Annotated in this window: 16 protein-coding genes and 1 tRNA gene; 13 read left to right on the forward strand and 4 right to left on the reverse strand. The window is 42.0% G+C overall.

The features are described 5' to 3' along the window. Window positions 1-23: 23 nt before the first annotated feature. The 3 genes from leuS to G414_RS0105655 all read left to right on the forward strand — a co-directional run bounded on the left by leuS (window position 24) and on the right by G414_RS0105655 (window position 4,959). Window positions 24-2,438 (forward strand): leucine--tRNA ligase, encoded by a 2,415-nt coding sequence (gene leuS / locus G414_RS0105645; RefSeq protein ID WP_022791853.1) that lies wholly within the window; start codon window positions 24-26, stop codon window positions 2,436-2,438. A gap of 182 nt (window positions 2,439-2,620) precedes the next feature. Continuing rightward, a tRNA-Arg gene (locus tag G414_RS0105650) sits at window positions 2,621-2,693 on the forward strand. A 28-nt stretch (window positions 2,694-2,721) separates the two neighbouring features. After that, a complete protein-coding gene (locus tag G414_RS0105655; RefSeq protein WP_022791854.1) occupies window positions 2,722-4,959 on the forward strand; it encodes a putative polysaccharide biosynthesis protein in 2,238 nt (745 codons plus the stop codon). A gap of 45 nt (window positions 4,960-5,004) precedes the next feature. Here G414_RS0105655 and G414_RS07535 read toward each other — a convergent pair whose 3' ends face one another. Further along, window positions 5,005-5,700 carry a CPBP family intramembrane glutamic endopeptidase gene (locus G414_RS07535; protein WP_022791855.1) on the reverse strand — a complete coding sequence of 232 codons (696 nt, stop codon included), beginning with the start codon at window positions 5,698-5,700 and terminating at the stop codon, window positions 5,005-5,007. A gap of 155 nt (window positions 5,701-5,855) precedes the next feature. Between G414_RS07535 and G414_RS0105665 the strand changes: the two genes are divergently transcribed. Both G414_RS0105665 and G414_RS07670 read left to right on the forward strand, forming a co-directional pair. Next, the gene (locus G414_RS0105665) at window positions 5,856-6,095 is read left to right on the forward strand and encodes a CsbD family protein (protein ID WP_022791856.1); all 240 of its coding nucleotides are present in this window, start codon (window positions 5,856-5,858) and stop codon (window positions 6,093-6,095) included. Window positions 6,096-6,232: 137 nt separating this feature from the next. Then, a complete protein-coding gene (locus G414_RS07670) occupies window positions 6,233-6,370 on the forward strand; it encodes a hypothetical protein (RefSeq protein WP_022791857.1) in 138 nt (45 codons plus the stop codon). A 47-nt stretch (window positions 6,371-6,417) separates the two neighbouring features. Here the strand turns inward: G414_RS07670 and G414_RS07765 are convergent, their stop codons facing one another. Beyond that, window positions 6,418-6,600, reverse strand: coding sequence for a DUF7671 family protein (locus G414_RS07765; RefSeq protein ID WP_420031175.1), 183 nt, complete (start codon window positions 6,598-6,600; stop codon window positions 6,418-6,420). Next, window positions 6,560-6,733 (reverse strand): DUF7671 family protein, encoded by a 174-nt coding sequence (locus G414_RS07750; protein WP_337250173.1) that lies wholly within the window; start codon window positions 6,731-6,733, stop codon window positions 6,560-6,562. The genes G414_RS07765 and G414_RS07750 overlap by 41 nt, the downstream gene beginning before the upstream one ends. 155 nt (window positions 6,734-6,888) lie before the next feature. On the opposite strand from G414_RS07750, the gene G414_RS0105680 reads away from it, so the two are divergent. The 5 genes from G414_RS0105680 to G414_RS0105700 all read left to right on the forward strand — a co-directional run bounded on the left by G414_RS0105680 (window position 6,889) and on the right by G414_RS0105700 (window position 12,672). Then, window positions 6,889-7,827, forward strand: coding sequence for an aldo/keto reductase (locus G414_RS0105680; protein WP_022791858.1), 939 nt, complete (start codon window positions 6,889-6,891; stop codon window positions 7,825-7,827). 30 nt (window positions 7,828-7,857) lie between these two features. Beyond that, complete coding sequence (locus tag G414_RS07385; protein WP_022791859.1) at window positions 7,858-8,292, forward strand: hypothetical protein; 435 nt, start codon at window positions 7,858-7,860, stop codon at window positions 8,290-8,292. A 111-nt stretch (window positions 8,293-8,403) separates the two neighbouring features. Next, window positions 8,404-9,543, forward strand: coding sequence for a trans-sulfuration enzyme family protein (locus G414_RS0105690; protein ID WP_022791860.1), 1,140 nt, complete (start codon window positions 8,404-8,406; stop codon window positions 9,541-9,543). 231 nt (window positions 9,544-9,774) lie between these two features. Next, the gene (locus G414_RS0105695) at window positions 9,775-11,118 is read left to right on the forward strand and encodes an APC family permease (protein ID WP_022791861.1); all 1,344 of its coding nucleotides are present in this window, start codon (window positions 9,775-9,777) and stop codon (window positions 11,116-11,118) included. A gap of 315 nt (window positions 11,119-11,433) precedes the next feature. Next, complete coding sequence (locus G414_RS0105700; RefSeq protein WP_022791862.1) at window positions 11,434-12,672, forward strand: peptidoglycan bridge formation glycyltransferase FemA/FemB family protein; 1,239 nt, start codon at window positions 11,434-11,436, stop codon at window positions 12,670-12,672. Between the two features lie 81 nt (window positions 12,673-12,753). Here the strand turns inward: G414_RS0105700 and galE are convergent, their stop codons facing one another. Continuing rightward, window positions 12,754-13,761: a UDP-glucose 4-epimerase GalE gene (gene galE, locus G414_RS0105705; RefSeq protein ID WP_022791863.1), complete on the reverse strand. Its 1,008-nt coding sequence runs from the start codon at window positions 13,759-13,761 to the stop codon at window positions 12,754-12,756. Between the two features lie 321 nt (window positions 13,762-14,082). On the opposite strand from galE, the gene G414_RS0105710 reads away from it, so the two are divergent. The 3 genes from G414_RS0105710 to adhP all read left to right on the forward strand — a co-directional run bounded on the left by G414_RS0105710 (window position 14,083) and on the right by adhP (window position 22,589). Then, complete coding sequence (locus G414_RS0105710; RefSeq protein ID WP_022791864.1) at window positions 14,083-17,649, forward strand: PD-(D/E)XK nuclease family protein; 3,567 nt, start codon at window positions 14,083-14,085, stop codon at window positions 17,647-17,649. 6 nt (window positions 17,650-17,655) lie between these two features. Further along, the gene (gene addA / locus G414_RS0105715; protein ID WP_027694568.1) at window positions 17,656-21,450 is read left to right on the forward strand and encodes a helicase-exonuclease AddAB subunit AddA; all 3,795 of its coding nucleotides are present in this window, start codon (window positions 17,656-17,658) and stop codon (window positions 21,448-21,450) included. Window positions 21,451-21,539: 89 nt separating this feature from the next. Further along, a complete protein-coding gene (gene adhP, locus G414_RS0105720) occupies window positions 21,540-22,589 on the forward strand; it encodes an alcohol dehydrogenase AdhP (RefSeq protein WP_022791865.1) in 1,050 nt (349 codons plus the stop codon). The last annotated feature ends 42 nt before the right edge of the window (window positions 22,590-22,631 follow it).

A 22,631-nucleotide genomic window follows, 5' to 3' on the forward strand; every position in this document is an offset into this window, starting at 1 on the left:
AATTAAAGTGAGGTTAGCAAATTATGGCATATAATCATCAAGAGATTGAAAAGAAATGGCAACGCTACTGGGATGAACATCAGACCTTTAAGACGTCTAAGGATACCAGTAAGGAAAAGTATTATGCATTGGATATGTTTCCCTTTCCTTCGGGTCAAGGCCTACACGTCGGCCATCCAGAGGGTTACACGGCAACAGATATTGTGTCACGAATGAAGCGTATGCAGGGCTACAATGTCTTGCATCCGATGGGGTTTGATGCCTTTGGTCTACCAACTGAGGAATACGCGATTAAGATGGGGGTTGATCCTAAAGAGGTAACCCGCAAAAATATTAAAAATTTCCGGCGCCAAATGAAGGCTTTGGGCCTATCTTATGACTGGTCACGGGAGGTCAACACAACGGATCCAGATTATTATAAGTGGACCCAGTGGATTTTTGAGCAATTGTATAAAATGGGCTTAGCCTATGAAGATGAGATCATGGTAAATTGGGCACCTGATTACAATGGGGGTACCGTTGTTGCCAATGAAGAGATTGTTAATGGGAAAACGGAACGTGGTGGTTTCCCCGTTTACCGTGTTCCAATGCGACAGTGGGCTCTAAAAATCACGGCCTATGCTGATCGGTTGATTGATGACTTGGATGGTCTTGATTGGCCTGAAGCGATTAAGGAACAACAACGGCACTGGATTGGACGTTCGATTGGTGCGGCGATTAACTTCCAGGTTGAAGGTCAATCAACGCCGATTGAGGTCTTTTCTACCCGGCCGGATACGCTTTTTGGAGCAACTTATTTAGTGTTGGCTCCTGAATATGCGCTGGTAGATGATATTGTGACCGATGGACAGCGAGCGGCTGTTGAGCAGTTTAAGGCTGACTTAGCCACTAAGTCTGATCTTGAGCGAACCGATTTGAATAAGGATAAGTCAGGGGTCTTTACGGGGGCCTATGCGATTAATCCGATTAATGGCGAGCGGTTGCCAATTTGGATTGGTGACTATGTGCTATCTTCATACGGTACTGGGGCCGTTATGGCTGTGCCAGCCCATGATCAACGTGATTATGACTTTGCCAAAAAATATGATTTACCTATTCGCCAGGTGATTGCCGGTGGTGATATTAGTCAAGCCGCTTATACGGGCGATGGTAAGCATATTCATTCTGACTTTTTGGATGGCATGGATAAGCAGTCAGCGATTGAGACTGTTCTTCAATGGTTAAGTGATCACCATGTTGGTGAGAAAAAAGTTAACTACCGCTTGCGGGACTGGATTTTCTCACGGCAACGGTATTGGGGTGAGCCAATCCCGGTTATTCATTGGGAAGATGGGCAAACAACCTTAGTTCCTGAAAATGAACTACCTCTTCGTCTGCCAGAAGTTGATAATATTATGCCTTCTGGAACTGGGGAGTCACCACTGGTGAACATTGATGATTGGGTCAATGTGGTTGATGAAAATGGCCGTAAAGGTAAGCGCGAGACCAATACTATGCCTCAGTGGGCTGGTTCATCATGGTACTACCTTCGCTACATGGATCCGCATAATGAGGCGGAATTAGTATCAAAGGCAGCCATTGATTATTGGAAAAATGTCGATCTTTATGTTGGTGGTGCTGAGCATGCAGTTTTGCATCTGCTTTATGCTCGTTTCTGGCATAAGGTCTTATATGATTTGGGTGTTGTGACGACGAAGGAACCTTTCCAACATCTAGCCAACCAGGGCATGATTTTGGGTGAGAACCATGAAAAGATGTCTAAGTCAAAGGGCAACGTAGTGAATCCTGATGATGTTGTTGCTGAGTATGGAGCTGACACTTTGCGCCTATATGAGATGTTCATGGGACCGCTGGAGCAGTCAATTGCATGGTCAGAAGATGGTTTGGCCGGTTCACGACGTTGGTTAGACCGCGTTTGGCGACTGTTTATTGATGACGATGACAAATTACGTGATCATTTGACCACAATTAACGACCATCAATTAGATAAGATTTATAATGAAACGGTCAAGAAAGTAACAGATAATTATGAACAGTTACGATTTAATACCGCAATTTCTCAGATGATGGTGTTTGTTAATGAAGCCTATAAAGCTGACAGTATTCCTGTAGGATACATGGAAGGTTTCTTGCAATTACTTAATCCAATTGCACCGCATATTACTGAGGAGTTATGGTCTTACTTACACCCAGAAGCTTCCATTACCTACGCTACTTGGCCAAGTTATGATGAGTCGGCCTTAGTTGAAGATGAAATTAACATTGTTGTACAAGTAAACGGTAAGGTGCGGGCAAATATCACGATTCCAGCAGATGCGGATCGAGAGCAAATGATTGCTGCTGCCTTAGCAGATGAGACAATTCAAAAACGTTTAGCTGGTAGTGAGCCTAAGAAGACAATTGCTGTGCCAGGTCGCTTAGTTAACTTGGTAGTTTAATATTAATTAAATAATGAAAAATAAAGGAGAGCTAGTAAAACCATTAGATTGACTGGTTTGCCAGCTCCTTTCTTATGACTGGCTTGGTTTTTCAAGTATTCTTTATGTATTCATTAAATTGTGCCACAGATAGGGTGTTTTTCAGGTATAATGAAACACTGTAATGTATCTGTGGGATTTTTGACGCTATAGTTCAACAGGATAGAACAAGGACCTCCTAAGTCTTAGATCACAGTTCGAGTCTGTGTAGCGTCATTGAAAAAGGGAAAGGAGAAGGTGCAACATGGCTGATGATAAACAGTCACCAAGAAATGGTGAGGACCAGGGCCCTTTTCGTGAGAATTTAACGTATGATGAATTAACGGCCCTCATGAATAAGGAACTAACCTTAGATGAGATTTTAGCGGCCCGAAAGCAGAATCAAACTGGCAACCAGATGACGAGTAAGTCCGTGGTAGCTGAACAGTTGGAGCCCCATCAGGTAAGTCCAGCATCTGTAGCACCAGTGACCGATCCGGGCCTGAAAGAGAATCAACCTAATTCTAGACAAGAGCAAGCGCAGCCGGTTAATAATCAGCCCCGTGAACATACCCTGGAGATTCATGAGGTTGCTGATCCTTTCCTTGCTGGTAAAGCAGACCAGGCAGAAGCCCAGACAAGTCAAAAGCAAGTTAGCAATTTTTCCGCTAAACTGACGCCTTCCTTTGATAAGGAGGGGCAGATGGCAGAACCTAAGATGACTGCTCCTCAACCCCCAACCTATGTTGCTGGATCTGACTTTTTGGATCAAACGGCTGGGTTAGGTGCAACGAGTGTGATTAATTTATCACAACTGCACAAAGAAACAAGCGGTGAGACCGTGGATCCCGTGACGGGGGATGAGGTGGTTGCCCAACCAGATGAGTTAACCAATAATGCTGATTCAACCAAGATGTTACGTGGTTCAATGTGGATGACCTTAGGCAGTTTGGCTTCGCGGCTGCTGGGGGCGCTTTATATTATTCCTTGGGTCGCTATGATTGGAAATGTTTACTACAACCAGGCCAATTCACTTTATGCGCAAGGATATCAAATTTATAGTGTTGCTTTAATGATAGCAACGGCCGGCTTGCCTAATGTATTAGCCCGGTTGGTAGCTGAATATAGTGCTAAACATGAGTTTAATCGAGTGCAACAGGTTTTTTATCAGTCCTTAAAGCTAGGGGGGGTAATGGGTCTCCTGGCTGCTGCTGTTCTTTATCTCTTTGCAGGTCCCTTATCACAAGGTGATCCAAACGTTGTATTGGTTATTCGCTCCTTATCGGCGGCAGTCCTTGTGATTCCAGTCCTAGGGATGTTGCGTGGGTACTTGCAAGGTTATGAGTTTATGGGGACTTCTGCTCTGTCGCAATTTATAGAACAGATTGTACGGGTTGCCTATATGCTGGGAATGACTTACTGGATTATGGTAGCCGGTCATGGTACTTGGGTTGATGCGACAGTTCAATCAACTTTTGCTGCCTTCTGGGGTGCCTTAGCAGGAATCGCAGTCTTAGTGGTTGCACTAATTAAAAAGCGCACCTTCTTTAAAAAGGAGCAAGCAACTGCTAGAGCGGTACCACTTATTAATACGAATAACCTATTGTTAAAAATGGCCCGTCAGTCGGTACCTGTTATTTTAGCTGGTTCAGCGATTTCATTATTACAGGTGATGGATCAATATACGTTTTTCAATATCATGCGGACCTTTACGCATTTTACGGCTAATGCGGTCACAGACATGTATTCGCAATTTGCTTTTAATTCAAATAAATTAACGATGTTAGTTGTATCTTTGGCAGTGGGAATGGCTGAAACGGCTTTGCCCATGTTAGCTCGTGCGCGTAGCCTTGGTAATCGGCAAATTATTAGTGATCAAATCACTTATGCCTTGAAGCTCTTAAGCGCAGTTATGATTCCTGCAGCGCTAGGGATGGCGGCGATTGCGAAACCTTTGTATTTGCTCTTTTATAATACGAACGACCTTCATAACGGGGTTTTGGTATTGCAGTTTGCTAGTTTTACCTCAGTGGCCTTAGGCGCTTACATGGTTGTATTGGCCCTTTATCAAGGCCTGGGACAGTTGGCTTATACCTTGCGGGTCTTAGTAATCATTTTAGGGGCTAAATTAATTTTACAAGTTCCCTTAACGATTATCTTTGTTGGGATGGGTCCCTTGTTAGCAACAACGATTGCGTTTGCCATTGGTCTTTACCTGGCGATCAAGCATTTAACGAGTCAATACGATATTAATTGGCTACCTTTTAACTACGCACTGATGACTATTCTCTTATGGAGTCTGGTGATGTATGCGGTAGTGACCCCAATTACTGGCACCTTGTCTATCTTTATGCCACAAACTAAATGGGCACAATTATTAATTATTTTAATTGCGGGTGGCATTGGTGTTGTGATTTATGGTCTGGCTATTTTGAAAACGCAGGTCGGAACGGATATCTTCGGTGATCGGTTTAAAAAGTTAGTTGATAAACTACCCTTTTAAGGGGAATAATAAAAAATAACCAACCCATATAGGTTGGTTATTTTTTTACATAAATGGTAAGAGTACCAACAAGATAAGGCCACTAATTAAACCGATACTGTTGAATAACATATGGCCAATAATAGGGACCCAAATATTTCTAGTCAGCAGGTAAGCTAGTCCAAGGATTAAGCCAGCCAACATATAAGGAACGGTTGCGATAAAGCTACCATTGAAGTTGTAGAAGTGAGAAAAACCAAAGAGGATGCTGGATAGGAGAAGCATGATGATTAACCAAATGCCAGCCTTTCGATAGCGGAACATGCCAACGTAACGATAAGCAATTTCTTCGACTAAGGCGACCATCAAATTCACGACACCACTAAAAATACTAGTTAGGACGCCTGCCAGTGTATTAGTCGGAAGAGGATAGGTATTCAGGCTAGTTGCAGTGGGAACTAAAAAACGAAAGGCTTGTGATGACCAGATAACGGCAACTTCTAAAATAAGCATCAGGCAGATGATACTGACAATCATCTTGCCCTTGGCCGCTTTAAAGGACTGCCAGTCTGTACTTAACAGGGCTTTAAAATGGTGAAGGTCAAAGAAAAAGATGACGATAAACCAGGCCCCAGCCAGGAAGGTAAAGAGGAAGGGGTTAGTTGGTACAAGCCAACGGATGACGGTCAGAAAAATGAGCAGGCCGACAAAATTGATAAAGTAGTTTTTAAAAAACAAGGGGTCGAATATTTTGTGAAACATTTTCTAGCTCCTTTTTATATTATATAAAATATATTATGCCATAAGTAATGCTAACTTTTAACCCCCTGATTTTTGACAATATTTTTCTCAATAAGAATAGAGTTTTTTAAAAGGATAGGGTATGATAGATATATATCAATAAGGAGGTGGCAGAGATGTCATTAGAAGATAAAGTTAACGGAACTAAAGATCAAGCTGCTGGTAAGGTAAAGGAAGTTGCTGGTAAGGTTACTGGTGACGAAAAAGCCGAAGCTAAGGGTAAGGCCCAAGGTTTGATGGGCGACGCTAAGAAGGCTTTTGGCGACGTTAAGGAAAAGGCTGCCGACGTATTTGATGATGTAAAAGAGAAGACAGACGACGTTGTTGATGACGTTAAGAATAAGTTTTCAAAGTAAGTTATAATGAAAAGCCGGATCGTTTTTTAAACGGTCCGGTTTTATTTTGTGCATAACAGGCAGATGAAGTTGACCTGGTGGGCAATACTCGGTATAATGATAGAGTTATCGATAACATTATACGGAGGAAATTAATTATGGCTATGCAAAAACCACATAATTCATGGGCTCGCCGTCGTCCGGTAGGCAATGATTATAAGAAGAAGGTCCGCGTTGCTGAAGTTGTTAATATTCAACAATGGGCAAAGGGTAAAGCAGAGTTGGAAGCAAACTAAGTGGCTTTACTAAAAAGGTCTGATGTCATATGACATCAGACCTTTTTTTATGCTTGATAAGCGCTGACAATAGGGGTTAATTGATCCTGTGGCAGGGTTGTTTTTAAAAAACGAGCAATCGGTGCAAACTGATGGCGTTCCCTAAAGGACAAGTCTTTAACAGCCACTAACGTAACGGTAAAGCCATTTTCAGTTAAAAAAAAGCTGTCCGGGTTCCAGTAACTGACCACGAGTATGTTTACCAATACGCCAACTATGAAAACTAGTAGGGGTTAGTGGTTGGTCTTTAGGCTGATAGCGCCCACTGTTGGTTTGTTCTAATACGACGCCCACTAACTCAGCCGTTTTATACTTACTAGCCATTTGGAATGGTCTCCTTTATTAAAGAATGCTCTTTTATACTACTACAAATAGGCCTAGGCTGTCAGTGTTCGTGGAGGCGGCCAATGGGTTGTCTGTGTGGGACAAAGGGTGTACATTTGTACTGATAGAAAGTAATTAAAATGGAGGGTGAAGAGATGACAGCAGAGGTTAAGATTGGTAAGTCAAATGTAATCACGACGCCATTGGGACTTGGCACAAATGCCGTTGGTGGTCATAACTTATTTCCTAATTTAGATGATGCAACTGGGGTAGCCATGGTGAAAGCGGCCTTAGATGCTGGAATTACACTGTTAGATACTGCTTTTGCCTATGGCATGGGGCAGTCGGAACGATTGATTGGTCAGGCTATTCAAGGTTATGATCGAGAAAAGATTCAAATTGCGACCAAGGGTGCTCAAAAAGTGTTAGCTGACGGACAAGTGGTCATTGATAATTCACCAGCCTTTTTAAAGCAAGCAGTGGCAGACAGTCTAGAACGGTTGCAAACGGACTATCTTGATATCTTTTATATTCACTTTCCCGATGACCATACCCCACTCAATGAAGCAGTAGCTGCCCTACAGGAGTTAAAGGAAGCGGGTAAAATCCGGGCCATTGGTGTTTCTAATATGAGTATGGAACAACTAGCAGAGGCTAACCAGGATGGCTATGTAGATGTTGATGAAGAGTTATATAACTTGGTGGATCGTTCTGCTGAGGCGGAACGTTTTGCTTACTTAAAGGAGCATGACATATCATTTGTGCCTTTCTTCCCCTTGGCTTCGGGGTTATTAACTGGTAAATATAGTCAAGAAACAACCTTTGCAGCTGATGATATTCGTCATGACAACCCTGATTTTACAGGTGCTCGTTTTGAAACAATTATTAACAAGGTGGATCAATTAAAGCCATTGGCAACCAAATATGGTGTAACGGTAACGGAACTTGTACTGGCATGGTACCTGAAAAACCCAGCGATTACGGTTGTTATTCCTGGTGCTAAGCAGGTTAACCAGGTTAAAAGTAATGCTAAGGCCCTAACAGTAGACTTAACATTAGCAGACTATGACTACATTAATCAATTATTTAGCTAGTCTTAGAGTAGAGAATTTGAGGTGACTGCGGTGAAGGTGACGTTAACGATTGGTGAACAGATGACGAATCATGACTTGCATTCGTATTTTCAAGTGGCAACAGAAGGTGGGATGCGTCGCTCTTTGAAAAACAATTGCTTGCTATTGATCTCTCGAAGCTATGATAATGACTGTCCTGATTTATGGGACGGCCACTATCTTTATTTCATGGGAATGGGAAAAAAGGGCGATCAGGACCTTCAGCGAGCGCAAAATCGAACCCTTTTAACTGCCAATGAAACGGGAATTGCCTGTTATCTCTTTTTGAAAAACTCGCCGCATGAGTATGTTTATTTGGGACCAGTTACCTTAGCTGGAAATCCAATTAAAGAACAATGTGGGGACCGGAATATTATTCGCTTTCCCCTCAAACCAACGGTAGACTTAACGGCTTATCTACCGGCAGAACAAATAGTTAAAAAATAAGTGAAAAGCTAGTCATTTAAACCAAGTGGCTAGCTTTTTTGTGAATATAATGAGAAAATGACAATATTGTTATACTAATAAAAAGAAAGTAATTAACTAGGGGGTAAGCTAATGGATATTGAGACGCAAGTTATACATGGTGGCAACCAAGAGGATCCATTGACTGGGGCGGTAGTACCACCGATTTATCAAACGTCAACTTATCATCAATATGAGTTGGGAGGGGAAGCAGCCTATGAATACACACGGGGTGAAAATCCGACCCGTTTTGCCTTAGAATCTGTTCTAGCCAATTTAGAAAATGGTCAATATGGGTACGCATTTTCTTCTGGCATGGCAGCAATTAGTGCCGTGATGGGGCTGCTGAAGGCTGGTGATCATTTAATTATAGCTAGTGATGTTTATGGCGGTACCTTTCGCCTAGTTCACCAAATCTTAGCCCCACTCGGTATCACTTATACGGCTGTAGATACGGCCGATACGAGTGCTATTCAGGCAGCCATGCAGGAAAATACAAAATTGGTTTACTTAGAGACACCATCTAACCCCTTGATGCATGTGACTGATATTCGGGCTGCTAGTGATGTTGCGCATGCAGCGGGAAAATTAGTGGTGGTTGATAATACCTTTGCTTCACCTTATAACCAACGTCCCTTGGAACTAGGTGCAGATATTGTTTTGGCCTCCGGCACTAAATATATTGGCGGTCATTCTGACGTCATTGCGGGGTATGTTGTAACCCGGTCTAAGGAGCTGGCAGACCAAATCAAATTGATTCAGTTATCGGTTGGTGCAGTCTTATCGCCCCAAGAATCCTTTTTATTGCAACGGTCCATTAAAACATTGGCGCTCCGCCTAGAACGGCACAATGACAATGCCTTAGAAATTGCTAAGTTTTTAGCTGAGCAGGACCAAGTTGCCCACGTTTACTATCCTGGTTTACCGGGAAGTGCTGATTATGAAGTTGCTCGAAAACAAATGCGGGGCTTTGGTGGGATGATGTCGATTGACTTACAACCCGGCCTAGATACTAAATATTTTGTTGAACATTTAAAGCTCTTTACCTTAGCGGAGTCGCTTGGGGGAGTTGAATCACTGATTGAAGTACCAGCGGTGATGACGCATGCATCTATACCACGAGAAATTCGGCTAGCAAATGGTATTAAAGATGAATTAGTACGCCTGTCAGTGGGGATTGAAAATATAGAAGATTTGAAAGAAGACTTACGTCAGGGGCTGGCTGCCTTATAAAAAAACGAACATTGATGTTGAATATGGTGATTTTTTACTGAAATGCTTAATTTAATTTAGGCCAGTTATAAAATGTTTGCCAATTAATGAAAAATTGTGATAATCTTAGTAATTGGATATGGCAGCGTTTGTCTATCTTTAGATTATTGAAATAGCAATAGTGAGTCATCAACCCTAAATGAGTGGGAAGGTGACTTTTTGTTAAGGCAAGACATGAATGGGGAGTAGCGGATGGCAGATACAGTAGGATTAAAACGCTCGATGGGTCTGATGTCAGGACTATCGTTAGTAATTGGTACAGTGATTGGTTCGGGGGTTTTCTTTAAACAAGCTAGTGTTTTGGGTCAGGCAGGTAGCTCAACCATGGGTTTGCTCGCTTGGACCCTCGGTGGCATTATTACCTTAGCAGCCGGTTTAACAATTGCCGAAGTTGCAGCACGTTTGCCTAAGGCGGGGGGCCTTTATAGTTATATTGAATCAATTTATGGACCGACGGCTGGCTTTTTAACTGGCTGGATGCAAGTAGTAGTTTACGCACCAGCAGTTATCGCATCAATTGGTGGTTATGCCGCCTATTTAACAGCTAATTTTCTTGGTTGGTCTTTGGGAACGGCCCGGTGGATTACCGTAGCCTATGTGCTCTTAGTGATGAGTTTAAATCTCTTAGAAAACCGAGTAACATCAGCTTTTCAGGTGATCACGACATCAATTAAATTGATTCCAATTATTGTTCTAGTAGTTTATGGCCTTTTCTTTGGTCAAACGAACGCGTTGGGACAAACGGTTAACCAGCTTAGCCAATCAGCCCATGGTGGCATGGGAATGGCTATTTTGGGGACGTTATTTGCTTATGATGGTTGGATTTTACTGGGGAATATTGCTGAGGAATTAAAGAATCCGGAACGGGATATGCCGCGGGCAATTATTTTTGGCTTGACGACCATTGTTTTGGCCTATGTTGGTGTCACCTATGCAACGTATCGGACTTTACCAGCGGCTGAGATTATTCACTTACAAAATAATACGACCTTTGCGATGGCGACTCAGGCATTTGGTGATTTAGGTGGCCGAGCTTTAAGCATCGCAATTATTGTGTCAATGTGGGGCACGTTGAATGGTAAAATGATTGCCTTTCCACGAATGGCCTATGCCATGGCTAAGGATGGCTTGTTCCCAAAATATTTAAGCCATTTAAATCAACGGTCCCAAGAACCCGTCTATGCAACGATTACGGTGGCCGCAATGGCTATCTTTATCAATGTCTTTACTAATTCGGCAGATCGACTATCGGACATTGCTATCTTCACTATTTGGGTCTTCTATACGGCGGCTTTCTTTGGTATTTTCATCTTGCGCAAGCAAAAAGAACAGGCGCATTTTTTGGAAAAAGATACCAAAGGAGTACTCTTTGTAACGCCGCTTTATCCTTTAGTACCGTTGATTGCAATCGGTGGTGCGCTCTTTGTTCTTGGCTCAACCTTGATTACAGACTTTACAGGTGTACTTATCTCACTGGTATTAGTTGGTTTGGGATTGCCAGTTTATTATTACTATCGGCGGCAAAAAAATGGGTAATTACAGGATTCCTGGTTAAATTAAGAATTGATTTATTGTTGTTATCTTTCATGAAAAGCCTCAAAGACTAAGTGTCTTTGGGGCTTTTTAATGAAGAAATGGCTAAAAATATTAAGGTAAAATACGAATAAATTAATTAGAAGCCACACGTAGAGGGATAAATTTCGTTATTAATTACTTTACGAATTAGTAAATATTGATCCCTTCACCTTCAGTATAACTTGGTAAATAGAATATGATAACATTTGGGATGTTATTTAATTATATGTTTTGTTAATAGATATGAGAGGGCTTGCTAGTAAAATGATATGTGATATGTTAATTCCATTAACGGTGGAAGAATGGGATGAGTTTGAACAGCAGCATCTGCAAGGGTCGATGGCACAAACAGTTAAACAATATAATTTATTAAAACAAAGAGGTCGTACGGTAGAGATATTAGGCTTAAAAAAAGAAAATAAACTTGTAGCCGGTGCTGTTGTGACTATTGATAGTATTCATGGAGGGACCATAATCAATATAGACCATGGACCTTTACTAGATTATAGTAACGAAGAATTGAGTTCACACTTTTTTAGTGCTTTAAAAAAATATGCCTTGAAGAAAAAGGGATTATTTATTCGTTTTTCACCAAATCTTGTATACCAGCGGTTTGATAATAATGGCGGTTCTGTTACCGAGCCAAATGAACAGGTGATGAATAACCTGGAGCATATTGGTGCTCAACACTTGGGGTTTAAGAAAGGTATGGTAACGGAGGGGGCTTTACGATGGCAGTACTCTAAAAACATTAAGGGGATGGATAGTGACGATTTAGAAGCAAGTTATGATAGTAAAGTTAAGTACTACTTAAAGAAGAACAAACAGTTTGGCGTTCATGTTCGTAGACTAAAAAGAGATGAATTAAAGGACTTTAAAAAATTAACGGCTGACACAGCAGATAGAATAGGGTTTCAAGATAAGGATCTTCAATTTTATCAAACAGTATTTGATGTTTATGGACAGGATGCTAATTTTATTGTTGCAGAAATGAGTTTTCAAGACTATATTTCCGAAGAAGAAACGGTTATTAGACAGCTAGATGATCGATTGGCAACGTTAGATAAGCGTTTAGAAGTTAAAGAGACTAAAAAGAACAGACGCCAATATAATGAATTTGAAGACCAAAAGAAACAGCACATTAAGCGGATTGAAAAAGTAAAGGAATTATTTAATGGAGATGTTCCTATAGAGAAACAAATTATTGCGGGGGCACTTTTTATTGAACAACCACAAGAAATGGCATATTTATATTCGGGAATGTATGGCCAGTATAAAGATTATTATGGACCATATTTGTTGCAGGATACGATGCTCAAGAAAAGCATCGAAGATAACATTCCTTTATACAATTTTTTGGGCATCACTGGGCATTTTGACGGTAAGGATGGCGTATTCAAATTTAAGACTGAGTTTAATGGTCAAGCAGAAGAGATGATTGGAGAATTTGATTACCCTATTCGTCCGGTAAAGTTTGCTATGTACAAATTAATAAAAAAAATCATACAAAGATAAATAAAGAGGACCTAGTTGACTAGGTCCTCTTTATTTTGATAGATAGCAGCAAATGAGAAGATGGTCAACATTTACATAAGTCTATTCTTGATAGCCATTTGGATTGTTTTTCTTCCAATTCCAAGCTGTTTCTATAATATCCTCAACATTATCATAGTTTGGTGTCCATCCTAATACTTTTTTAGCTTTAGAACTATCTGCAACAAGTACATCAGGGTCGCCGGGACGTCGACTGCTTATTTCAGCATCGATTGGTTTTCCAGTTACTTTTCTAGCAGCATCTACAATTTGTTTGACCGAGAAGCCGGTAGACGAGCCTAGGTTAAAGGAGTCACTGTTCTTAGTGTCGTTTAAGTATTTTAGGGCAAGGATATGTGCATCTGCTAAATCATCGATGTGGACATAATCACGGACATTAGTTCCATCTTCTGTATTGTAATCGTCACCAAATATTTTTAAAGTTCTTCTTTGTCCATAAGCGGTTTGCATAACAATTGGAATTAAGTGTGTTTCTGGATGATGATCTTCGCCAATTTTGCCTGATGGATGAGCCCCACTAGCATTAAAATAACGTAAGGCGACATAATTTATGTTGGTGGCCTTAGAAACCCAATTCATAATCCTTTCCATCATTAATTTACTTTCTCCATATGGGTTAATGGGATTTTGAGGGTCAGTTTCAGCAATTTTCTTATTATTAATAGGATTACCAAAGGTAGCAGCGGTTGAAGAAAATACAATGTTAGGGACGTTATTATCTACCATCGACTCAAGCAATTTAATCATCCCAATGACATTATTATCAAAATATTTAAGCGGGTCTTTCATTGATTCTGGAACAATTGAGAAGGCATCCATATGAATCACTGTATTAATATTTTCTTTTGCAAAGACACTGTCTAAAAACTGTTTATCCCGAGTATCTCCTTGATAAAAAATAGCTTCAGGATTAATGGCTTCCTTATGGCCGGTTGATAGATTATCAATGACAGTTACTTTATAATTTTCGTCAAGTAATTTCTGAACCATATGTGAACCAATATAGCCAGCTCCACCAGCAACTAAGATATTTTTATTTTGCTTGTCCATAACACGGCGTCCCTTCTTATTCCAAAAAACAGTTCTAAATTAAGTACATTTAAGGGCTAATCCCTTACTAAAGTCATAAATTATTATTGATCGATAAATGAAAATAGCTTATGTAAGCATTGTAGAATATAGGTTAGATTAAATGCAAATATTTTATTTTAAGCCTCTTAATCAGATTGCTGGTGAATTAAAGATGCTTGGCCTAGGTGTGATAGAAAAGAGGAAATAGTTATTAGTGAATTTTGTATGAAGAACCCGGAATTTTTTTATTATAGCGGGAGTTTGTTAAAATAAGAGAAAGTGGCTATTAGGAGGCGCAGCATGGCATTAGAAATTCTATTGGGTAAGTCAAGTAGTGATCATGAGGGAGCACTCTTGACTAAGATGCAAAAGGTCCTGGCACAGGATCCAAAGGCACGAACATTTTACTTAGTACCTAACCATATAAAGTTTGAAAGTGAAATTGATGTCATCAATCGGTTAGCAAAACTCATGCATCGCCAGGGAAGTGCAATTGCTATTCCGCACATGCAGGTTTTTTCCCTCAGCCGGTTGTCTTGGTACTATATGCAAAATGACCCCCTTTACTATGAGGCCAACTTATCCACTAATGCAATGGTGATGCTGGTTGAGCATCTTTTAAAAGAGTACCAGGATGACTTAGTACTTTACCAAAACATGCTGACTAAACAGGGATTTGTTAGCCAATTTGCCCAGCAATTGTTAGAAGTTAAACAAAGTGGAGTGACCTGGAACAAGCTGAAAGAGATAGCCCATAACCTAAGTGAAGAGCAAACGCTAGCACGAAAGTTGAAAGATCTAGCCTTAATCGGACAAGCCTTAGACGATAATTTAACGAACCGAGGGCAGTATTTAAATAGTGAATTATTAACCGCTTTGAAGGTGTTTTTGGCTACAGATAAGGTTGACTTGCAGCATCATTACTTCTTCATTAATCGTTATGCCCAGATGACAGAAGCAGAGCGCGGGGTAGTTGAGGTGCTGATTCGCGAAGCCGGGGGCGTTACCATTGCTTTACCAGCAGACCGCGGCACAGCGAGTTTACAGGATGTGCAAGATCACGATCTGTTTTATCGACCAAAGCAATTAGCAAGACAGTTACGTGATTATGCACAGGCAGAAGGGGTGGCAGTTGAGATTGAAGCCATTCAAGAGCAACGTCCACTATCCGATACAATGCGTGCAGTTGAACAATTTTGGATTGATTATGAGCAGCAGGGGGTTACGAAAGAACAATGGTCGATTAATCAAAATAATCTTAAAATTTGGCAAACGAGTAGTCTTTATCAGGAAGTTGAACAAATTGCCCGTACGATTCGGCAAGCGGTCGCACTGGGCAAACGCCGTTACCAAGATTACCTATTGGTGGCCCGTGATTTAGGACCATATGAAAATGTCCTGCCAGCCATCTTTAATAAGTATGACCTCCCCTTTTTCATGGATGCAGACCGGTCGATGAACAACCACCCACTGGTCGCTTTTTTACAAGGTTTGCTAGGACTGGCACCTAAATATGCCTTAACAGATGTATTAGCGCTCTTAAAAACAGAATTATTGATTCCTGCGGGGGTTGAGATAGAGGACTATCGGGAAGCGTTAGCGATTACTGAAAATTATGCGCTAGCGAAAAATATTGCGGGCAAACGGTTCCTAAAGGATGAAGTTTGGCATTATGATCCAGGTATGGCTGATCATGAAGATCTTGAGATTAGGCAGCAAATAGTCCAAAAAGACCAGCAGTTAGCGTTGATTCATGAACAAATGAGTAAGGTAGTTGGCCCCTGGCTAAAACAACTTGAAAATAGCCACGATGCAAGTGAGATGGCACGTTTAGTCTATCAATTTATGATTGATCAAGGGATAGACCAACGCTTGCTTAATTGGCGTGATGAAGCGGTTAAGGCCAATCATTTAGAAGAAGCTCAACAGCCAGAACAAGTTTGGCGAACCTTAATGGGACTATTAGATGATTTTGTGGATGTTTTCGATCATGATGAGATGACGCGCACTCAACTAGCAGATATTCTAACGGCTGGTTTTGAAAATGCTAAGTATACCGGTATTCCAGCTACTATGGACCAGGTTCGAGTAAGTGAAAGTGGAATTGTCCAGGGACAGGACTATCAAACGGTGATCGTCTTTGGTGCGACAGCAAATCAGTTGCCAGCAACAAGCGCTAATACAGCGCTGCTTAACGATACCGATCGGGCAGCTTTAGCGGCTTGGTTACCTGATGATAGTCATTTACAAGAAACAGCCGAGCGTCAGATGGCTCAGGAAACATTGCTAATGTATAGTGCCTTTATGAGTGCTCAGCAAAGTTTGATTTGGTCATATGCAACGACGGATGGTGATAAGGAGCAACATGCTTCAACTTATATAACACGCATGCAAAAACAATTTAATTTGCCTGTTGAACACTTTGCCGCCTTACCAGATCCAAAAACAGACGCCATCTTACCTTTTGTTGGTTCGCCCCAAAGTACGTTAGCACAGTTGGTGATTGTTAACCGGATTGCTAAACATGAACGGGTAGCGCTAAGTCCTGCTTGGCAACAGTTACAACAACAAGTGGCGCAGTTGCTGCCCCAAGAGACACAACGCTTGATGAACAGCTTAACCTATGTCAATCAGCCTAGCAGGTTACAACCTGGTTTAGTGAAGACGCTCTTTGGTGAGGATTTATATGCCTCAGTGTCAAGGCTGCAAACTTATGCACAAAACCCTTTTGCCTTTTTCTTACAATATGGATTGAAATTACGAGAACGAGAAGTTATGACCCTCACACCAGCTGAACGGGGAACCCTGTTGCATGCTATTTTAGAGGGGGTTTTTGGTCAACTAATGCAAGCTGGTCAACCTTTAGGCAGTTTAACGGTGGCAGACTTAGTCCACTTGGTGGATGAGGTGGGACATCAAGTGCTAACTAGTGGTGATCCAACCTTTGATATATTCAATAGTTCAGCGCGCATGCGTTATACCAGTGAGCAGTTAATGCAACAAGTTGCGACTACCCTGCAAGCCATGCGGCGGGGGCAACCAAATAATCAACGTATCCAGACTGCGGGGACCGAGTTACCGTTTGGGATGGGTAAACAAGGATTAGCTGGTTTGAAATATAGTCTGCCTCAAGGTTCAGTTTCAGTCCGTGGCAAGATTGATCGTTATGACACGGTTAAAGTTGATAACCAGGCGCCCCCTTTCTTGACTGTGGTTGACTATAAATCAAGTCAACGTAAATTTGAATTAGCTAAGGTTTTAGCAGGTTTAGAATTGCAATTAGTTACTTATTGGTTAGCACTAGAACAAGATCAGTCAGCTCCAGTTGGCGCAGCTGTCTATTGGAACGCCCAGACGCCTTGGCTAAAGGTTAAAGATCTTAAGCCGGCTGGCAAGGGATTAACCGATCTGCAGGCAGCGGCAGACCAAGCTTTAAGTGGACAAGGTAAATATCAAGGCATTATTTTACGTGATGATGCCCTTTTGGACCAACTTACAGTACCAGAAAATCAGGCCCCAATTTTCGGCTTTAGTCGGACAAAGTCAGGGGCACTAAGTAAAAGTGGTAATGATACCTTTAGTCAAGATGAGCTAACTGTATTAAAAGATTACAACAAATATCAGGTGCAACGGATTGCGGCGGCCATATTAGCTGGTGATTTTCCCTTATGGCCTTATCGAAATGGGACGCAAGAGACGGCTTTGATGAATACCCCTTATAAGCCGGTGATGTTTTTTGATCCCTTATTAGGTAATCATTATCATGATTTAAAAGGGTTACCTCAAAAACGTGAGACGGCCTTGGAGGCCATGCAGAGGATCTTAGCCCAATTAAATAATCAAGGGGATGCCAAAGAAAGGAACTAAGACACTATGGAATTTACACCAGCACAGCAGGCAGCGATTAATGATCGTGGGGCAAATATCTTAGTTTCAGCCTCGGCAGGATCCGGGAAGACCCGTGTGTTAGTAGAACGGGTCTTAAAGCGGCTCTTGGCCGGGGAGGATGTAGATCGGTTTTTAATTGTTACCTTTACAGAAGCTGCAGCGGCCGAAATGAAGGAACGATTGGAAACTGCTATTCGACAAGCTGTACAGACAGAACAAGGTGCGCAGCGGCGGCATCTTTTAAAACAATTACGGCTATTAAATGTTGCGAACATCTCAACCTTACATGCATTTGCCCGTCGCTTAATTAGTCAATACCATTACACCATCGACTTGGATCCGCAGTTCCGAATTAGTGATGATGCGGAGCGAACCTTAATGATGCAAGAGGTGTTTACGGATCTGGTTGAACAACATTATCTAGCTGATGAAGCAAAAGTACCTGCTGATCGTCAGTTTGGACAAATGGTTGAACAATTTAAGACAGCTAGTCAAAGTGATCAACCTTTCCAGGAGGCAGTTTTTAGACTCTTTGATTTTGCAATGGCTCGACCCGATAGCGATGACTGGTTGGCCAGTTTACCAAAGGACTATGAATCCGCAGATGATTTCGCACAAACTCCTTTTTATCAAGAAACTGTTTTGCCATCTTTAAAGGCTAAGATTGATGAATTAGTCGCTCTAGCCCAACAAGCCGTAGACACAATGCCAGATACGGCCGATGAAGAGGCGGCCCTGAATCGGCAGGCCCAGCTTTGGGAGGATTTAACAGTTTTTCAACAGGTTCAAACGGCAATTCATCAAGCCGATTCTTCTTGGGACAGTCTTAGGCAGTTGGTGTTGTCAGCCGCCCTACCCAAATGGGGGAGTGCGCGCAATAAACAGGCTAAAGCCAGCCGTTTTAAAGACCCCATCGTGAAGGCTGCCTGGGAGGATATAAAAACTGAGCGAGATACACGTACTAAGGCCTTTGCGGCCCTGAAAACAGCCTATTTTGCTTTGGATTCAGCTGGGCAAGCCCTGGCTATGACGGGTAGTCAACAAACATTAAAGACGTTGATTGCGTTTACTGTAGAATTTAAGGCTGCCTTCTTGGCAGCGAAGATACAGCGCAAGACACTTGACTTTAATGACTTAGAACATTTTGCTCTAGCCATTGTGAAACAACCACGGGTGGCTGAGGAATTACGTCAGCATTATAGTGAGATTATGGTCGATGAGTATCAGGACACTAATCAACTACAGGAGGCGATTTTATCGGCAATTGCGCAGGATGATAATACCTTTCAGGTGGGTGATATTAAACAATCGATTTATCGTTTTAGACAGGCTGATCCACAGTTATTCGCTCAAAAATTAAAAACATATCCAAAGCAAGTTGATAGCGAAGTGATTACCTTACAGGAAAACTTTCGTTCCCAACCGAATGTGACTAACTTTATTAATTATATCTTTGCCCAGTTAATGAGTGCTGACTTAGGGGATGTGGATTACCGTGATGAGGCAGAACTAGTGGCTGGGGCTCAGTATTACCCAGATTCGATTGCTAAGGAAGCTGACTTATTAATTTACTTAAGTGACCAAGAAGATTCGGATGAGCATGCGGGCGGACTTAGTCAAGGTGACCAGGATTATTCTGCAACCAGTGGTCAAATTCGAATGATGGCTAACAAAATCCAACAGATGGTGGCTGACCCAGACTGGCAAATATTTGATCGCAAGCGACAAGAACGGCGTCGGGTGACCTATGGGGATATCACCATTTTGGTGCCCACTAAGAGTCAAAACTTAGATGTTTTAGATATTTTTCGTAGCTTAGATATTCCAATCGCCATTGACGGAGCTGAAAACTTCTTTCAAACAACGGAAATATCGGTCATGATGAGTTATTTGCAGATTATTGATAACCCGCATCAGGATATTCCGCTGGCGGCTGTTTTACGATCCCCTCTGTATAACGTAGACGAAAATGGATTGGCCCTTATTCGCGCCCAGCAGGACCATAGTGATTATTTTGAAGCAGTGACCTACTTTGCTAGTCAGCCATTAGAAAAACTAGAGCAAGCTGGATTATCCGCAGCACAGGTTTTAAGGTTACAAGCTACAGTCCAGCGCTTTATGGCTGACTTAACAGCCTTTCATCAATTAGCGGTTCAAAACCAAATCGTAGACTTGATTTGGCAAATCTATAATCGAACTGGGTGGTTAGATTATGTTGGTGGATTACCGGCTGGGGCGCAACGTCAAGCAAATTTGCATGCGCTTTATCAACGGGCTGCTCGCTATCAGCGTTCTAGTTTTGTTGGTCTCTATCAATTTATTAATTATGTGAATGAGTTAGAAAAGCAGGATCGGGATTTGGGATCAGCTGACGCAAATACAAGCGAAAATACCGTTCGATTAATGACGATTCATCATGCTAAGGGGTTAGAGTTCCCAGTTGTCTTTTTGTTAAATAGTAATCGGCAAATGGTTTCCAATAATGAAGTTACGGGTGATTTATTGGTGGACGCACAGGCTGGGGCAGGATTAGACTATGTTGATTTGGACCACCACTTACAGTTGCCTACCTTACAAAAGGAAATGGTTAAGGAAGCCCGGCAACGTGCCGCCTTTGCTGAACAATTACGTGTTCTCTATGTTGCCTTAACACGGGCTGAACAAAATGTATTTATTGTGGCGGCCGATAAAAATATGCAGCGATTAAGAACAGTATGGTCGCTGCAAGCTCAAGGGAGAGAGTGGATGTATCCTGAGTGGGTGCGCTTAGCTGGAAAATCGTATTTAGATTTAATTGGCTTAGCTTTGATGCGCCATCCTAACGCACAAAAAGCCCTGGCGGCAACTAATGTTACCTTAGAGGACCTAAAAATAGAAGATCAGCAGCTGTTAAGTCCCAAAGCCCCTTTTAATTTTTCCATTCATATCTGGGACCAGAGCACTTTGCAGGCAGCTGAAGACGCAATGGCTAGTCAAGCGAACCAGCAGCCATTACAAACTAGCTCAAGTCAACCGATAGTGAATGTGAGTGTAGACTGGCGTAAGTTTTTACACTATGACTATCCTTATGCAGCTGCGACCCGGGCGACAGCCTACCAGTCGGTTTCAGAATTAAAACGCCTTTTTGAGGATCCGGATTTACAAGCTGGTCGTATTCAAGCCGATCGGCGATTACCTAGTGCACAGGTAGGTGGTTTGCGATATGTTGATTCAGATTTAGCTCAGCCCAAATTTATGCAGAATGGTCAGGCTCGTATATCTTCGGCTGCAGTTGGAACAGCTACGCATTTAGTTATGCAACGCCTGAATTTACAAGCTGGCAGGCCGAAAAGTGACCAGGTTAAAGACCTTATTCAGCGCTTGGTAGCAGACCATGCGATTGAAGCAGCTGTTGCGCCATTGATCCGAGTAGATCAAATTGTAGCCTTTTTTGAAACAGTCCCCTTGGGCAAACAGATGGTGGCACATGCAGATAGTTTAGAACGTGAGGTTCCTTTTTCGCTATTATTGGAAGCAAGTCAGCTCTATCAAGGTTTTGTAGGCGCAGAAAAGGTGTTAGTCCATGGAGTCATTGATGGTTATTTTTGGGTAGGTGACGACGTATGGCTCTTTGATTATAAGACTGATAATGTCATAGGTAACGATGCTGGGGCCATATTACGCGAGCGATATGCAGGCCAATTGAATGTTTACGCACAAGCCCTGGTTGCGATGGGGCTACCGCTACCTAAAAAATTCATTTATTCCTTTGCTAATCAACGTGTGATAGTGGTCGATTAAATTGTGAATACGCTTGCAAAGTGACTGGAAATAGCTTACAATCTAATTGTTAAATAATTCACAATTAGATTGGTTTAAAGGAGAGTATCATGAAAGCTGCAGTTGTACGCGAGAATCCAGATGGTTTTGTTGATTTGGTTGAAGACTGGCAACCACGTGATTTAAGTTTTGGTGAGGCCCTAGTTGACGTTGAGTACTGTGGCATCTGCCATACAGATTTGCATGTGGCCAAGGGAGATTTTGGAAATCCAAATGAATTGAATGCACGCCCTGGGTATCGACGCGTAATTGGCCATGAGGGAATTGGGGTGGTCACGAAGTTAGGCGAAGGGGCTAGTGATTACCTTAAGGTTGGTGATCGTGTTTCTATTGCTTGGTTTTACAGTGCTTGTGGTGATTGTGATTACTGTATTTCGGGAAACGAGACCTTCTGTCGTAAGGTACTAAATGCTGGTTATACGGTAGATGGCGCAATGGCACAACAAGTCGTTGTAGATGCTAAATATGCCGTCAAGGTACCTGAAGGGCTAGATCCAATGGAAGCTTCTTCTTTGACTTGTGCTGGTGTAACGATGTACAAGGCCTTAAAGGTTGGGGAAACAAAGCCTGGCCAGTGGGTATCAGTTGTCGGTGCTGGTGGCTTGGGAAACTTGGCCATTCAATATGCGCATAATGTCTTTGGTGCGCATGTCGTGGCCGTTGATGGTAATCCGGACAAATTGGCTGCTGCTAAGGAAATGGGTGCTGAATTACTGGTTAATCGTAAAACTGAAGACGTGCCAGCCGTTATTCAAGAGACGGTGGGTGGTGTGCATAATGCTCAGGTAACCGCCGTGAATACCCAGGCCTTTGACCAATCAATTGCTTCCTTACGGCCAATGGGTAAGTTGGTCGCAGTTGCCCTACCACAAGGTGATATGGAATTAAACGTGGTCAAAACAGTTTTGGATGGTATCGAAGTTAAAGGTTCTTTGGTAGGTACACGTGAAGACTTGAAGGAAGCGTTCCAGTTTGGTGCAGAAGGTAAGGTGACCCCTTTGGTTCAACGGGCTGACTTCCGTGATATTAATGATGTTATTGAAGCTATGCATCGCAATCAGATTACGGGTCGAATGGTGATTGACTTTACTGCACTTTAGGATAATTAATGACTAGTATGTTATAAGATAAACCTCTGCGAG

The organism is Weissella halotolerans DSM 20190 (genome assembly GCF_000420365.1).
GTDB classification, from domain to species: Bacteria; Bacillota; Bacilli; order Lactobacillales; family Lactobacillaceae; genus Weissella; species Weissella halotolerans.